This window comes from Rhizobium sp. R635 (assembly GCF_002211285.1).
Classification (GTDB): domain Bacteria; phylum Pseudomonadota; class Alphaproteobacteria; order Rhizobiales; family Rhizobiaceae; genus Rhizobium.
On record NZ_LOKX01000001.1, the window covers coordinates 374,935 to 389,514 of the forward strand.

A 14,580-nucleotide genomic window follows, 5' to 3' on the forward strand; every position below is an offset into this window, starting at 1 on the left:
TCGGCTTTCTCAATTCGGCCAGATGGCTTCGGCGGCAGCCGAAAGCCCGCGGCGCACGGCGGCGTCCGCATCGATGGCGGTGAAGTCAAGGGAGAGAGTTCTGAAGGCTTGCTCGTAGAGCGCCTGCAGCCGCCCGGAGGCGACGAGGGTAATGCCGGTGCCGTTTGCCGCATCCTGCAGCGCACCGGCGATTTCGAGGCCGATCAGCGTGCCGGAAAGCCGGGCTTGGGCGGCAGCAGCGGAGATCCCGTGCAGGAGCTGGCCGGAGCGAGCGGTAAAAAGCAGATTGGAGGCAAGTGCGGGATGCGCGAAGGCCGCCGATACGGCCGCCTCGAAGGCAGCCGCATCCGTCGGCTGTTCCTCGGCGCCAGCAACGGCATGCGACAGGATCGTGTGTTTGCTGACCACGTCGAAAAGCTCGCCGGTCATGAAGGTCGAAAAGCCGGTGACCTTGCCGTCCGCGACATGCACCCATTTCGAATGCGTGCCCGGCATGCAGACCGCCTGGGCCCCGGAGCTCGCGCGGCCGAGTGCGCCGAGAAGCTGCGTTTCCTCGCCGCGCATGACGTCGGGTCTTGCCGCGTCGCGCTGGGCAAGGCCCGGCAGGATACGGATGTCACGGCTTTCCCCAGGCGCGGAAACCGCCCCGGTCAGGATCGAGGCGAGGGGCGCCGGCACGTCGATATAGCCGGCTTCGACCCACCCCTGTCTTGCGCCGGCCATGCCGCAGACGATCACCGGCAGGTTTTCCGGCGCTTCGATGGCGGCAAGATGGGCTGACAGCACTTGGGAAAAGCCGGTCTTTGCCGCGCTCGTCATGCCTTCGCCGCTGCGGCGTTCGGCCAGGATGCTGCCGTCCTTGCCGATCAGCCAGAGCCGGAAGCTGCTGGTGCCCCAGTCCACCGCGACATAAGCGGGATTTGCCATTACAGAATGCCTCCATCGACGATCAGGGACTGGGCGGTCATCGCAGCCGCGCAGTCGGATGCAAGAAACAGGCAGGGCCCGACGATCGCCTCGGGCTTGAGCGCTTTTTTCAGGCATTGCTGCTCCACCGAGCGCGCAATGCTCTCCTCGGTCAGCCAGAGCTGCATCTGCCGTTCGGTGACGACCATGCCGGGCAGGATGCAGTTGACCCGGATATTTTCCGGCCCGAGCCTGCCCGCCATGCTCTTCGTCAGCCCGACGACCGCCGCCTTCGCCGCCGCATAGGAGGGAAAACCGCCCATGTTCAGCTTGAAGGCGATCGACGACATATTGACGATCGCGCCGCCGCCGGCGGCTCGCATCGACGGCGCCACCGCCTGCGAGGTGAAGAACACATGGCGCAGGTTGACTGCCTGGTTGTTGTCCCAATAGGCCTCGGTCACCTCGTCGAATTCGTGGCGGTCGTCCCAGGCGGCATTGTTGACGAGTACCCGGATCGGCCCGGAAGCGGCAACGACGCTATCGACCGTGCGCCGGATCGCCTCGATATCGCGCAGGTCGGCATGATAGAAGGTAACGGGATGGGCCGTTTCGCGCGACAGCTTTTCGGCAAGCCTGCTGCCGGCGGCCTCTGCGATATCGATGAAGGAGACCTTGGCGCCCTGCCGTGCGAAACCTTCGACGATCGCAGCGCCGATGCCCGATCCGCCGCCGGTCACGAGCACGGCTCGGTCTTTGAACTCGGGAAACTGTGCTGGCATGTGCGGTCCCATTTCCTCCCGATATTTTTGTTCCATTATTTGGAACTTAATTTGACTATATGGAATTATCGAATTAGGCTGCCCTGTCTGTCAAGGGCGGAAGAGATGATGAATTCAAACGGCGATGGTATCACGCAGGCACGCGAAACCGGCACGCTCGGCAAACTGATGGTTCTGCTCGATCTCGTGACCCATGCCGATGCGCCGCTGCGTTTCACCGATATCCTGTCGCTGGCCGGCCAGCCGCGCGGCACGCTGCATCGCCAGTTGAGCCATCTTGTGGAGGAGGGGCTGCTCGAACTCGACGGCGACGGTCGTTACTCCCCCGGCCTGCGCCTGCTCGATTTTGCGGCGCGCAGCTGGGCGCGCAACGAATTCCGGCTGATTGCCGAACCGCACCTTGCCGCTCTGCAGCAGGCGACCGGAGAGACGGTGCATCTCGGTGTCCTCAGGGGATCGTCGATCATCTATCTCGACAAGGTGGAAGGCCGCCAGTCGGTGCGCATGTACTCGCAGATCGGCAATGCCTCCCCCTGTTACTGCACCGGCGTCGGCAAGGCCGCGCTTTCCTTGCTTGCGCCCGAAAGTCTGAGAGGCCTTGTCGCCGGCTTGAGCTTCACCAGGTTCACGGCCTCGACGCATGTTTCGGCTGAAACGCTGCTAGCCGAAATCCGCGAGATTGCCGATCGGGGCTATGCCTTCGACTGCGAGGAACATGAGGCCGGTATCCGCTGCGTTGCCGCGCCTGTCTGGTCCGAGGACCGGACTTTTATCGGCGGAATATCGATTACCGGCCCGGCCTATCGACTGTCGATGGAACTTTTGCGCGAATGGGCCGTTCCAGTTCAGCTGGCGGCTGAGAGGATCATGGAGGGCATGCGTATCCGCCTCGGTCCACGCCGCTGACGGAACAAACGACATTTGCCTCTTTGCTGGGACGCGATCGCAGAGCATGCTTATGATGAGCGCGATATTGAGATTTGGCGGCGAATCACCACAACTGAAACCGTCCGCGAAATCTCAATCATTCACCGGCCGAACGCTTCACGCCGAGGCCCATTCCATTTGATCCAACCAGCGATCGTCATTGCCCGATGCATTGAACCGGCCGTGGGGCGGGTTTTGCAAGCGGTTTGCCGGTCGCTGCGACGAAGATGAAGAAATGTGATGGCACCCTTGGCGCAAACATCCCCGGAAGAAGACGACTATGTCGAGGAAATAGCGGGTCTGAAGACCCAGTTCGATATTTTCCGCTTCATGAAACGCGTGACGGAAGATTATCGCTGCCGTGCCTTCATGGTTCTCAATCTGCCGCCGATCACCTCCTTCGACCTGCAGGGCAGCACCGTCATCACCAGCTGGCCGGCCGAGCTTCTGGCGATTTACGACCAGGAGGCCTTGATGGTGAACAGCCCCGTTCTCAGGCGGCTCAGAACCTCCACGCGGCCTTTCCTTTATGACATGACGCGGCCGGACTGGTCGCGCGACGACGGCAAATCCGCCCTCGTCGCCGGGCTGTTCGAACGTTTCAAGATGATGCGCTGCGCCTATTTCCCGACGCATGAGCCGTCCGGTCTGCGCGGCGCCGTCTCCTTCGCCGGCGATCGCGAACCTTTCAGCCCGGCGGAAATGCGCGAACTTTGCTACATCGCCATCCATGTCTTCGACAGGCTCGCCGAGATCCGCAACCTCGACACGCGCATGACCGATACACTGACCGACCGCGAGATCGATTGCCTCAACTGGACGGCGGCCGGCAAGACTAGCGCCGAAATCGCTGAAATCCTCACGCTGTCCGAGCACACGGTCAATCACTACCTCAACCGCGCCACCAAGAAGCTCGATACGGTCAACCGCACCCAGGCGGTCGCCAAGGCGCTGCGGATCGGCCTGATCAAATAAGGTGCAAAAAACAACGGTCCGCTGCGCCGGCCGCCCAGCGCATAGGCACGCTCCTCCCGAAAAGGGATGATCGCGAGCGTATTTGCGCTGTTTCTCCTGTTTTTTCATCTGGCACGCTTTCTGCATCTCTTCGGTCAGAGGTCCAGAGGGGACTTTGGTGACAGCGCCAGGAAATGGCGCGCCCGACACACCGCTGTCCGATGCCGATACCGCTTCTCTCCGGTTCTTCGGCGTCGGCAGCGGTTGTTGCGTTTTGGCACCGCCTTTTGCGCAGCTGTTCAGGTTTCCCGCTTCCTCCACCATTTTTTGCTGGCCTTTTTTCCAGCTTACTCTAGTTCGCCCGCATTGCGCCGGTTCCAGGGGAGGCCGTTGCGGCCATCAGGGCGAAAGCCCGGCGGACTTGATGGCCGCAACGGATTCCGAATTTCTCTTCCCGCTTTGCACAAGCCCGTAGATCCATTCCCGCCCAATGATTTTGATTGGCGAAGACGTGCGCCTCCACTATCTCTACCGCATGATTTGAGGTGCTACGGCGTCGTTTGCGCGTCTTGAAAGACGCGACGCCCCGTAGTCTGAAAGAAGAAGCAGTGAGGGTGGAATGACCGACGTCACCAAGGAACAGGTTCTCGAAACGCTGAAGACCGTGCGTGGGCCCGATCTCGAGCACGATATCGTCGAGCTCGGCATGGTCTCCGACGTCTTCATCTCCGACGGCAAGGTCTATTTCTCCATCACCGTTCCGGCCGAACGCGCCAAGGAGCTGGAGCCGATGCGGCTCGCTGCCGAGCGCGTGATCAAGGAAATGCCGGGCGTCAAGGGCGCGCTCGTGACGCTGACCGCGGACAAGAAAGCCGCCGCCGCTGCTCCCGCCGCCCGTCCGGCGCAGAACCCGTCCCATGGCCATGCCGGCCACGACCACGCGCACGATCATCGGGGCCACGCGCATGCGCACCAGCAGCAGCCTCCGCGCGCCGGCAAGATCGGCGTTCCCGGCATCGGCGCCATCATCGCGGTCGCCTCCGGCAAGGGTGGGGTCGGCAAGTCGACCACGGCCGTCAACCTGGCGCTCGGGCTGCTCGCCAACGGTCTTCGCGTCGGCATTCTCGACGCCGATATCTACGGCCCCTCCATGCCGCGGCTATTGAAGATATCCGGCCGCCCGACGCAGATCGACGGCCGCATCATCAATCCGATGGAGAATTACGGCCTCAAGGTCATGTCGATGGGCTTCCTCGTTGACGAGGAGACGGCAATGATCTGGCGCGGGCCGATGGTCCAGTCGGCGCTTTTGCAGATGCTGCGCGAAGTGGCCTGGGGCGAACTCGACGTCCTCGTCGTCGACATGCCGCCCGGCACCGGCGACGCACAGCTGACCATGGCGCAGCAGGTGCCGCTTGCCGGCGCCGTCATCGTCTCCACGCCGCAGGATCTCGCCTTGATCGATGCCCGCAAGGGCCTCAACATGTTCCGCAAGGTCGAAGTGCCGGTCCTCGGCATCGTCGAGAACATGAGTTATTTCATCGCCCCCGATACCGGCACCCGTTACGATATCTTCGGCCATGGCGGCGCCCGCAAGGAAGCCGAGCGCATCGGCGTGCCCTTCCTTGGCGAAGTACCGCTGACGATGAATATTCGCGAAACTTCCGACGCCGGCACGCCGCTCGTCGCCTCCGAGCCGAACGGCATCGTCGCCGGCATCTATCGCGGCATCGCCGCCAAGGTCTGGGAACAGGTTGGCGGCCAGCCGCAGCGTCCGGCGCCGGCGATCGTTTTCGACTGATGCGGTTCGGTGATAACGACATGCATGAAACAAGGAGCTGAAGCGAGGCCGAATCGGCGTGGGCCAATACCCCAAATTGTGGGGGAAGCGTGGTGAAAAGCCGCTCTTCACGGAAGATGTCTTGATTATTTCACGGCTTTGCTTCATATGCCCCGGCGCCATGATGGCGTTTGCTGCAGATGCTCACTGACGGCCGTCTTCGTTTCGAAGCTTGCCGCCCGCCTGCAAGTTCGGAGTTGTCTTGTCGATCGAAGGATTGGTAACCGCGATGCGGTGGAGCACGACACGCATGCCGGCCGCTAAGGTTGGATGCAGCCGGAGTTGCATGAGCTTTCTTGATCCGCTTTCGTTTCGATCCATGACGAGCGATCTTCGCGCCGCCGCGCTTGCGGCCGCATGGAAGGGCTTGCAATGAAAAGGGTTGTGGCCGCGAAGCGGCGCGAACAGCGGAGGCCGTGCCGGTGATCACCGCCTACTGTTCCAATTGCAGGTCGGTCGAGATCCGCGATATCTCGCACAGGGCCCCCTTTCCCGAGGATGTCGTCTGGATCGACATGGTCGACCCGACCCGTGAGGAGGAGCTCTATGTCGAGAAGGTGCTCGGCATCGAAGTTCCGACCCGCGACGACCTCAAGGATATCGAGCCCTCCGCCCGTCTCTATGTCGAACGCGACGCCGTCTTCATGACCGCTTCGCTCCTCTGGAAGGCTGATACCGACGCGCCGACGCTGACCGACGTCGCTTTCATTCTGGCCGGAAACCGCCTGGTTACCATTCGCTACGCCCATCCCAAATCCTTTGCGCTGTTCATCGCCGCCCTTCACCGGCTGCCGGAAAGCTGGCGCAGCGGCGCTGCCCTTCTCGCCAAGCTCTTGGAAACGATCGTCGACCGCACTGCCGAAATCCTCGAGATCTCGGTCTCGCGCATCGACATCCTGTCGATGCATGTCTTCGGCGACCGGGCAAAGAAGGTGCGCAAGCCGTCGAACTATCTTGAGGAGAAGCTGAGGGATATTGCCGGCCATCACCGGATGATCAGCAAGCTGCGCGACAGCCTCGGTTCGCTTTCGCGCCTCCTGACCTTCTTTCACACGATCCCGGCGATCCAGCAGGACCGCGAGGCGAAGGAACTCTGCCGCACCGTCTCGCGCGATATCCAGTCGCTGTCGGAGCATGCCTCCTTCGTCGCCGCCAACATCACCTTTCTGCTCGACGCTTCGCTCGGGTTGATCAACATCGAGCAGAACTCGATCATCAAGATTTTCTCGATCGCATCGGTGGTGTTCCTGCCGCCGACGTTGGTCGCCTCCATCTATGGCATGAACTTTCAGGTCATGCCGGAGCTGACCTGGGCCGCGGGTTATCCCTATTCGCTGGCCCTGATGGTGATATCAGCCGTCATCCCCTTTTTCTTTTTCCGCTGGAAAGGCTGGCTCTGAGGAGCCTGTTGAAACTTCATGTCTGAAGAGAGCCATCCGAACGAATCCCAGATGACGCCGCGAAAGCTGTTTTATCTTGCGCTGGGTTCCGTCGGCGTCGTCTACGGCGACATCGGTACGAGCCCGCTCTATGCCTTTCGCGAGGCGCTGAAGCCGGTGGCCCATGACGGTCTCACCCGTTTCGAGGTCATCAGCCTGATCTCGCTGATGATCTGGGCGCTGACGATCATCGTCACCATCAAATACGTGCTCTTCCTGCTGCGCGCCGACAACGACGGGGAAGGCGGCACGCTGTCGCTGCTCGCCCTTCTGATGAAGACCGCCAACGGCCATACCGCCTTGCTGATGCTGCTTGGGCTGATGGGCGCCGCCCTCTTCCTCGGCGACGCGATGATCACGCCGGCGCTGTCGGTGCTGTCGGCCGTCGAGGGCCTGAAACTCGTCACGCCGAGCCTTTCGGAATATATCGTGCCGATCTCGGTGGTGATCCTGGCGCTGCTCTTCGTCGTGCAGTCGCGCGGCACCGGCGCCGTCGCAAAGTTCTTCGGTCCGATTACCGCCCTCTGGTTCATCGTCATGGCGGCCGCCGGCATTTCCCATATCTCGGACGATTTTGGCATCCTTGCCGCTTTCAACCCCTATTATGCCGTCAGCTTCCTGCTGCATGAAGGCTTCTACGGTGTTGTCGTGCTCGGCGCCGTCTTCCTGACGGTGACGGGTGCGGAGGCGCTTTATGCCGACCTCGGCCATTTCGGCCGCCGGCCGATCCAGTGGGCCTGGTTCCTGCTGGTCTTCCCGGCGCTGACGCTGAACTATCTCGGGCAGGGTGCCCTCGTTCTCGGCAAGCCGGAAACGATGTCCGATCCCTTCTATCTGATGTATCCGCAGTGGGCTTTGCTGCCGGTCGTCATCCTTGCGACCGCCGCGACCATCATCGCCAGCCAGGCGGTCATAACGGGCGCCTTCTCGATGGTGCGCCAGGGCATCAACCTCGGTTTCCTGCCGCGCATGGAAATCCTCTTCACCTCGGAAACCAATACCGGGCAGATCTTCGTGCCTTCCGTCAACGCCGTGCTGTTCATCGGCGTCATCTTCCTGGTCCTGAGTTTCCAGACGTCGGACGCGCTGGCGACCGCCTACGGCATCTCCGTCACCGGCGCCATGGTCGTCACCTCGATCATGGCCTTCGAATTCGTCCGTGCCCGCTGGAACTGGTCGATTCCGGTCGCCATCATCGCGCTCGCGCCGCTGGTCTTGCTCGAGTTGATCTTCCTCGGTGCCAACCTTTTGAAGATCCACGACGGCGGCTATATCCCGATCCTGATCGCCACGGCCTTCACCGTCATCATGTGGACCTGGCGCCGCGGCACGGCGATCCTGATGGAAAAGACCCGCCATACCGACATTCCGCTCGCCTCCTTCGTCAGCTCGATCGAGCGCAAGAGCGAGCATTCCCCGGCCCAGGTTCCGGGCACGGCGATCTTCCTGACCAGCGATCCGGAATCGGCGCCGGCCGCCTTGCTGCACAATCTCAAGCACAACCACGTGCTTCACGACCGCAACGTCATCCTGACGATCCGCACGGTCAACAAGCCGCGCGTGCCGAGCCAGGACCGCTACAAGGTCGAGCAGATTTCCGAGCGTTTCTCCCGCGTCGAGCTGCTCTTCGGCTTCATGGAATCGCAGAATGTCTCGCAGGCCTTGGCGACGCTCCGCAAAACCGGGCTGAAGTTCGACATCATGTCGACCTCCTTTTATCTCGGCCGCCGCAAGCTGGTGCCGGACGCCAAATCGGGCATGCCCTACTGGCAGGACCGGCTCTACATCGCGCTCGCCAACGCCGCGGCCAATCCCTCCGATTACTTCCGCCTGCCGGCCAACCGCGTGGTGGAGCTGGGGTCTCACGTCATTATTTGAGTGTTCCCTTCTCCCCAGCGGGGAGAAGGTGGCCCGAAGGGTCGGATGAGGGGGCCACACGGCACGCCCTTCATTGCCCTTCGCTTGCGCTCAGCGCATCGCTCCTGTCGTCGCTCACCCCCTCATCTGCCTGCCGGCATCTTTGTAACTTCCCTTTATCCGCTGTTGGCGCTGTAATGCCTATTGCGGTGGCGGATGGAAGACCGATGCATCTTTGGGCGTCCGAGCCCGTGGGAGAGCGTGGGTCTCCATCCGCTGTTCCATTGAACCCGAACAGTCGCCGGGGCCGCTTGCGAAGGCAAAGCCCGATTAGGCAAGGATGGGATCAGATGGAGATTGTCGTAGGGATCGACGTTTCGAAAGAGCGCCTGGATGTTGCGGTGCTGCCGCAAGGGGAGGTCTTTGCCGTCAGCAACGACCATGCCGGCATCGAGGAGCTGGTCGCGCGGCTCAAAGCCATCGGTGTCGATGCGATTGGGCTGGAGGCGACCGGCGGCTACGAAATGCTGGCGGTGGCAGGGCTATGGGCGGCGGGATTGACGGTCCTCGTCGTCAATCCGGCACAAGTGCGCGCCTATGCGCATGCGATCGGCCGCAGGGCCAAGACCGATCCGATCGATGCCGCCGTCATCGCCGCCTTCGTTCTGGCGACGAAGCCCGAGATCCGGCCGTTGCGCGATGCCGAGACGCAAGCGCTGTCGGAGCTCGTGGCCCGTCGGCGCCAGATCGTGCAGATGACCGTTGCCGAGGAGAACCGGTTGCGCATGGCGTTGGCCAAGCAGGCGCAGAAGAGCATCAAGCGCCTGCTCGTCGCCCTGCGCCGCGAGCTCGAAAGCCTCGATGCCGATCTCGACAGCCATATCCGTAAGTCGCCGGTCTGGCGGGTGCGCGAGGAGCTGCTGACCTCGGTGCCGGGCGTCGGAGCGACGACGGCGCGCACGCTGCTGGCCGAGTTGCCGGAGCTCGGCAGCCTCGACCGCCGCCAGATCGCCTCGCTGGCTGGTCTTGCTCCATGGACGCGGCAGTCGGGGAAATGGAAGGGCAAGAGCTTCATCGGCGGCGGCAGGGGCAAGGTGCGGGCCGTCCTGTTCATGGCCGCCCTCGCCGCCGCCCGCTACAACCCTGCTCTCAAAGCCTTCCGCGACCGCCTGGTCGCGGCCGGCAAGCCAAAGATCGTCGCAACCGTCGCAACCATGCGAAAATTGCTCACCATCCTCAACGCCATGATAAGGGACGGACGACCATGGCAAAACGCTTGACAAACAAGACAGTCGCTCTCCCCGCTGGGGAGAAGGGAGTTGCCGTAGCGCCTTCGTCCCCTTTCTCCCGAGCCAGAGTAAGAGATTGGACGAAGTTGCTGTTTGCTCCGTCACCGGGAAGTTGCACCGCCGCCCATGCGCAAGGAAAACACCACCAGCATCAGAATATCCGAAAACCGCGCATGGTCACATTCCGGCACGCTCCGTTAACCAGACATCAAGGTTAATGCGGGATTTATAGGGGAATGTTCCCGCGTCCCATGCCCGGAGTTCGTGTTGCGTCGAAAGAGCTCTTCCCGTAGCAAGCTGCGTCTTCTTCCCGAGAACTGGGTGTCGCCTGTCATCTTCGGGCTCGCCGGCTGGCTGATTTTTCCGAGCGTCGCATCCCATGCCGATCTCGCCGCCATGCTTGCCGGTCTCGACCGGGAAGGGGAGAACTGGCGCATGGTGCTGACCAATTCGCCGGCCGGCTCCATCCATCAGGCCGAATTGGCTTTTGCCGATCCGGCGGTGACGGGTTCGATCTCTTCAGGCGCCGGCATGGTGCTGCCGGATGGCCGCAAGGTTGCTTTTACTGCCAAGGACAAGGGCCACGAGGCGACGCCGGACGAGGATCGCGTCAACCGCGGCACCAAGAAAGGCCGCGTCGTCGCCGTCGAGAAGATGCAGCCGCCGAAGGATTTTTCCGCCGGCTCCATCCTGGAGCGTACGAAGATGCTCTTCACCCCGAGCTTCGATCTCAAGGACAGGTCGGCTTTCGTCAAGCCGAAGATCCAGGGCAAGGAAATCGAGATCGCCACATCTTTCTATAAGAAGCAGCCTGTTGTGATCGATAGGGGCGTGCCGGCGATGCTCGCAAGTCTCGTGACCAGCAGCAAGGCCGATGTTCTTGCCACCGCCTATGCGCCGGCAGCGCCGGACTATTCCCGACAGTCGCCCTTCGATTCGATCCTGGCCGAACAGGACAGCGGCCGCTTCGTGCCGGAGATCGGCCCGCGCGATCACGCCTGGGCAGCAAGCGTACTTTCGCCGGACGTCTTTTCCGCCCGCGAGCAGCAGTGCCTTGCCTCCGGCATCTATTTCGAGGCCCGCGGCGAATCGGTCAAAGGCCAGGCGGCGGTCGCCCAGGTGATCCTCAACCGTGTTCGCAACCCCGCCTATCCCAAAACGATCTGCGGCGTCGTCTATCAGAACGAGGACTGGCGCAACCGCTGCCAGTTTTCCTTCGCCTGCGACAGCATCAAGGACCGGGTGAATTCGGAATATCACTGGCGGGTCGCCCGCGACGTGGCGATGGCGGTGACGGCAGGCAAGATCTGGCTGCCGCAGGTGGGCTCGGCGACGCACTACCACGCCGTTTACGTTCGCCCGAAATGGGCAAAGACCATGGAAAAGGTCGGTCGCATCGGTCTCCACGTCTTCTATCGCACCTATGGCGGCGGCTGGAGCTGAGAAAAACCGCCTGGCCAAGCCGTTTTTCGGCCGGGAAAAGCGGATTCTTTCAATCGAATTTGCACGTTCGATCGGAAATCGACCTAACATCTTGATTCGACGGAATTATTTTTCTGGCTGGACAGAAGCTGTCTACGCCTTGACTATACTAATCCCTAAAACTATGTTGCGCGCGACTTCAGAACGGGCCGGAAGGTTCTCAACCTTCGCGTCCAGAGTCCGAATGACCGGGGTAGCGGGAGTGCGGGCGACGGGCAGGCGAGGAGAGATCCATGGCGGACGACCGCGAGGAAAGTCTTGAAAAGCGCCGTGCGCAACTGGGAGCGGAACTCGCGACCAAGCGTGTCGAGGCAGGAGAGGACAGGGCCAGGGAAGCCAACGCCGAGGAAAGCCGTAAAGGTTATGCCCAGGCGATGAAGCTTTCCAGCGAGTTCATTTCCGCCATCGTCGTCGGTGCCTTGCTTGGCTATGTCCTCGACCGTTTTGTCGGCACGGCGCCTTGGGGTTTGATTGTTCTTCTGCTTCTCGGATTCTGTGCCGGCGTTCTGAACGTGTTGCGTTCTGCGGGAAAGGTGTCTCACCCCCTGGACCGCGAGGACGGCAAGAAATAAGGACCGGTTCCCGGTCCAGTGCAATGATCCCGCGTCCTGCGGGCCAAAAAGAGAGAACCTGCGGTGTCTAACGATCCGACTCATCAGTTCCTGATCCAGAAGATTGTGCCGATCGAAATCGGCGGAATTGATTTCTCGTTCACCAACGCATCCCTCTTCATGGCCGCTTCGGCTGCTGTCGCCGCCGGCTTCCTGTATTTCTCGACCTCGAACCGGGCCATCGTGCCGGGTCGTTCGCAGTCGGTCGCGGAAATGTCCTATGAATTTATCGCCGGCATGCTGAAGGAAGGCGCGGGCAAGCAGGGAATGAAGTTCTTCCCGCTGGTCTTCTCGCTCTTCATGTTCGTCCTGACGGCGAACCTGCTCGGCATGTTCCCCTATTTCTTCACGATCACCAGCCAGATCATCGTCACCTTCGCGCTGGCAATTCTCGTGATCGGCACGGTTCTCGTCTACGGTTTCTATAAGCACGGCTTCCACTTCCTGAATGTCTTCGTGCCCTCGGGCGTGCCGGGCATTCTGCTGCCGCTGGTCGTCGCGATCGAAATCATTTCCTTCCTGTCCCGCCCGATATCGCTCTCCGTTCGTCTCTTCGCAAACATGCTCGCCGGTCACATCACGCTGAAGGTGTTCGCAGGCTTCGTAGTCTCGCTTGGAGCTCTCGGTACAGTTGGTGTCGGCGGAGCCGTTCTTCCCCTCATCATGACCGTCGCCCTGACCGGTCTCGAGTTCCTCGTCGCCTTCCTTCAGGCTTACGTCTTTGCGGTGCTGACTTGCATGTACCTCAACGACGCAATCCACCCGGGCGGGCACTAAGGATAACGACATCGACGTCTCCAGGGCGTCAGTCATTCGCCGCAACAACCATTTCAAAGGAGTTCAACATGGAAGCGGAAGCAGCAAAGTACATCGGTGCAGGCCTGGCTTGCTTTGGTATGGCCGGTACGGCTCTCGGCCTCGGCAACATCTTCGGCAACTACCTGTCCGGCGCACTGCGCAATCCGTCTGCCGCTGACAGCCAGTTCGGCCGTCTGGTATTCGGCTTCGCCGTTACGGAAGCTCTGGGCATCTTCTCGCTGCTCGTCGCTCTCCTCCTCCTCTTCGCCGTCTGATATCGGCGAATAGATGGATCACGGCCTGCTGACCGCAAGCCGTGATCCTTTGCATTTGCAGTCCACCTGGAGGTGAGCATGTTTTTTGTGACCCCGGCTTACGCTGAAGAAGCACCGGCGGCAGCGACCGGCACGGATGCGCATGCCGCTCCGGCCGCAGGCGAGGTCCATACCGAGACCGGCGTTGCCGAAGGCGAACACGCCCGCGGCCCGTTCCCGCCCTTTGATTCGACGACCTACGCATCCCAGCTGCTCTGGCTGGTGATCACGTTCGGCGTCTTCTACCTCCTTATGCAAAAGGTCATCGCGCCGCGCATCGGGGCCATCCTCGATCAGCGCCACACGCGCATCTCCCAGGATCTGGAAGAAGCAGGCCGCCTGAAGGCGGAAGCCGACGCTGCCGTCGAGACCTATGAAGGCGAACTGGCCGCTGCCCGCGCCAAGTCGAATGCGATCGGCGCTGCCGCGCGCGACGCCGCCAAGGCCAAGGCCGACGAGGATCGCCGTACTGTCGAAGCCAGCCTGTCGGAAAAGATCAAGGCTGCCGAAGCCCGTATCGCCGAGATTAAGGCGAAGGCTTTCGCCGACGTCGGCACCATTGCCGAGGAAACGGCCGCTGCCGTCGTCGAACAGCTGATTGGTGGCACTGCCGCCAAGGCAGATGTCGCCGCCGCCGTCGCGGCCGCCAAGAAGGAGGCTTGATCGATGGAATTTCACTTTGACGCTACTTTCTTCGCCTTCGTCGGCCTCGTCCTGTTCCTCGCGCTGGTCGTTTATCTGAAGGTTCCGGGCATGATGGCACGGTCGCTTGATGACCGCGCCGACCAGATCCGCAACGAGCTGGCCGAAGCCAAGCGCCTGCGCGAAGAGGCCCAGCATCTGCTTGCCGAATACCAGCGCAAGCGCAAGGAAGCTGAAGCAGAAGCGGCCCACATCGTTGCGGCCGCCGAGCGCGAAGCCGAAATGCTGACCACTGAGGCGAAGAAGAAGACGGAAGAATTCGTCGCCAACCGCACGGCGCTTTCCGAGCAGAAGATCAAGCAGGCCGAAGCCGATGCGATGAAGGCGGTCCGCTCCGCCGCAGTCGATCTGGCGATCGCAGCCGCCGAAACGGTGCTCGCCAAGCAGGCGGACGGCAAGGTCCAGTCCGAACTCTTCGGCAACGCCGTCGGCCAGGTCAAGACCCGGCTCAACTGAGCGGTATTGAATGGAATGAAGGAAAGGCCGGGCATGTCCCGGCCTTTTGTCTTTGTGGAAGAGTTTGTCCTTTACTCGGCCGCGTGCGGCGCCTTGATCCGCCGAGCTGCCCCATCCGCCTGCACCGGCACCTTCGGCCCGCATGCGGGGAGAAGGTGCCGGCAGGCGGATGAGGGGCTGATCGCCAATTTAAAGGTGGGATATGCCGATCTTTTCTTGACGA

General features: G+C 61.8%; 15 protein-coding genes. 12 read left to right on the plus strand and 3 right to left on the minus strand.

Annotated features, from left to right (window positions below):
* Positions 1-9: 9 nt before the first annotated feature.
* Both ATY78_RS01755 and ATY78_RS01760 read right to left on the minus strand, forming a co-directional pair.
* Complete coding sequence (locus tag ATY78_RS01755) at positions 10-927, minus strand: 2-dehydro-3-deoxygalactonokinase (protein ID WP_088680610.1); 918 nt, start codon at positions 925-927, stop codon at positions 10-12.
* A complete protein-coding gene (locus ATY78_RS01760; protein WP_088680611.1) occupies positions 927-1,688 on the minus strand; it encodes an SDR family oxidoreductase in 762 nt (253 codons plus the stop codon). Before ATY78_RS01760 ends, ATY78_RS01755 begins: the two co-directional genes overlap by 1 nt.
* Positions 1,689-1,796: 108 nt before the next feature.
* On the opposite strand from ATY78_RS01760, the gene ATY78_RS01765 reads away from it, so the two are divergent.
* The 3 genes from ATY78_RS01765 (at position 1,797) to ATY78_RS01775 (ending at position 5,370) form a co-directional block, all read left to right on the plus strand.
* Positions 1,797-2,594 carry an IclR family transcriptional regulator gene (locus tag ATY78_RS01765; protein ID WP_088680834.1) on the plus strand — a complete coding sequence of 266 codons (798 nt, stop codon included), beginning with the start codon at positions 1,797-1,799 and terminating at the stop codon, positions 2,592-2,594.
* A 261-nt stretch (positions 2,595-2,855) separates the two neighbouring features.
* Positions 2,856-3,590, plus strand: a complete 735-nt coding sequence (locus tag ATY78_RS01770; protein WP_088680612.1) for an autoinducer binding domain-containing protein — start codon at positions 2,856-2,858, stop codon at positions 3,588-3,590.
* Positions 3,591-4,188: 598 nt separating this feature from the next.
* The gene (locus ATY78_RS01775) at positions 4,189-5,370 is read left to right on the plus strand and encodes an Mrp/NBP35 family ATP-binding protein (protein WP_088680613.1); all 1,182 of its coding nucleotides are present in this window, start codon (positions 4,189-4,191) and stop codon (positions 5,368-5,370) included.
* A gap of 183 nt (positions 5,371-5,553) precedes the next feature.
* Here the strand turns inward: ATY78_RS01775 and ATY78_RS28760 are convergent, their stop codons facing one another.
* Complete coding sequence (locus ATY78_RS28760) at positions 5,554-5,730, minus strand: hypothetical protein (protein WP_245313470.1); 177 nt, start codon at positions 5,728-5,730, stop codon at positions 5,554-5,556.
* 101 nt (positions 5,731-5,831) lie between these two features.
* Between ATY78_RS28760 and ATY78_RS01785 the strand changes: the two genes are divergently transcribed.
* The 9 genes from ATY78_RS01785 to ATY78_RS01825 all read left to right on the plus strand — a co-directional run bounded on the left by ATY78_RS01785 (position 5,832) and on the right by ATY78_RS01825 (position 14,357).
* Positions 5,832-6,809 carry a magnesium transporter CorA family protein gene (locus tag ATY78_RS01785; protein WP_088680614.1) on the plus strand — a complete coding sequence of 326 codons (978 nt, stop codon included), beginning with the start codon at positions 5,832-5,834 and terminating at the stop codon, positions 6,807-6,809.
* 18 nt (positions 6,810-6,827) lie between these two features.
* Positions 6,828-8,726, plus strand: a complete 1,899-nt coding sequence (locus ATY78_RS01790; RefSeq protein WP_088680615.1) for a potassium transporter Kup — start codon at positions 6,828-6,830, stop codon at positions 8,724-8,726.
* A gap of 329 nt (positions 8,727-9,055) precedes the next feature.
* Positions 9,056-9,985, plus strand: a complete 930-nt coding sequence (locus ATY78_RS01795) for an IS110 family transposase (RefSeq protein WP_088680616.1) — start codon at positions 9,056-9,058, stop codon at positions 9,983-9,985.
* 276 nt (positions 9,986-10,261) lie between these two features.
* Positions 10,262-11,437, plus strand: a complete 1,176-nt coding sequence (locus ATY78_RS01800; protein WP_088680617.1) for a cell wall hydrolase — start codon at positions 10,262-10,264, stop codon at positions 11,435-11,437.
* 272 nt (positions 11,438-11,709) lie between these two features.
* Entirely contained in the window at positions 11,710-12,048 is a 339-nt protein-coding gene (locus tag ATY78_RS01805; RefSeq protein ID WP_088680618.1) for an AtpZ/AtpI family protein, read from the plus strand.
* 63 nt (positions 12,049-12,111) lie between these two features.
* Positions 12,112-12,864, plus strand: a complete 753-nt coding sequence (locus ATY78_RS01810) for a F0F1 ATP synthase subunit A (RefSeq protein ID WP_088680619.1) — start codon at positions 12,112-12,114, stop codon at positions 12,862-12,864.
* A 68-nt stretch (positions 12,865-12,932) separates the two neighbouring features.
* Positions 12,933-13,160 carry a F0F1 ATP synthase subunit C gene (locus ATY78_RS01815; RefSeq protein WP_088680620.1) on the plus strand — a complete coding sequence of 76 codons (228 nt, stop codon included), beginning with the start codon at positions 12,933-12,935 and terminating at the stop codon, positions 13,158-13,160.
* 78 nt (positions 13,161-13,238) lie between these two features.
* Positions 13,239-13,862 (plus strand): F0F1 ATP synthase subunit B, encoded by a 624-nt coding sequence (locus ATY78_RS01820; RefSeq protein WP_088680621.1) that lies wholly within the window; start codon positions 13,239-13,241, stop codon positions 13,860-13,862.
* Positions 13,863-13,865: 3 nt separating this feature from the next.
* Positions 13,866-14,357, plus strand: a complete 492-nt coding sequence (locus ATY78_RS01825) for a F0F1 ATP synthase subunit B (RefSeq protein ID WP_088680622.1) — start codon at positions 13,866-13,868, stop codon at positions 14,355-14,357.
* Positions 14,358-14,580: the final 223 nt, after the last annotated feature.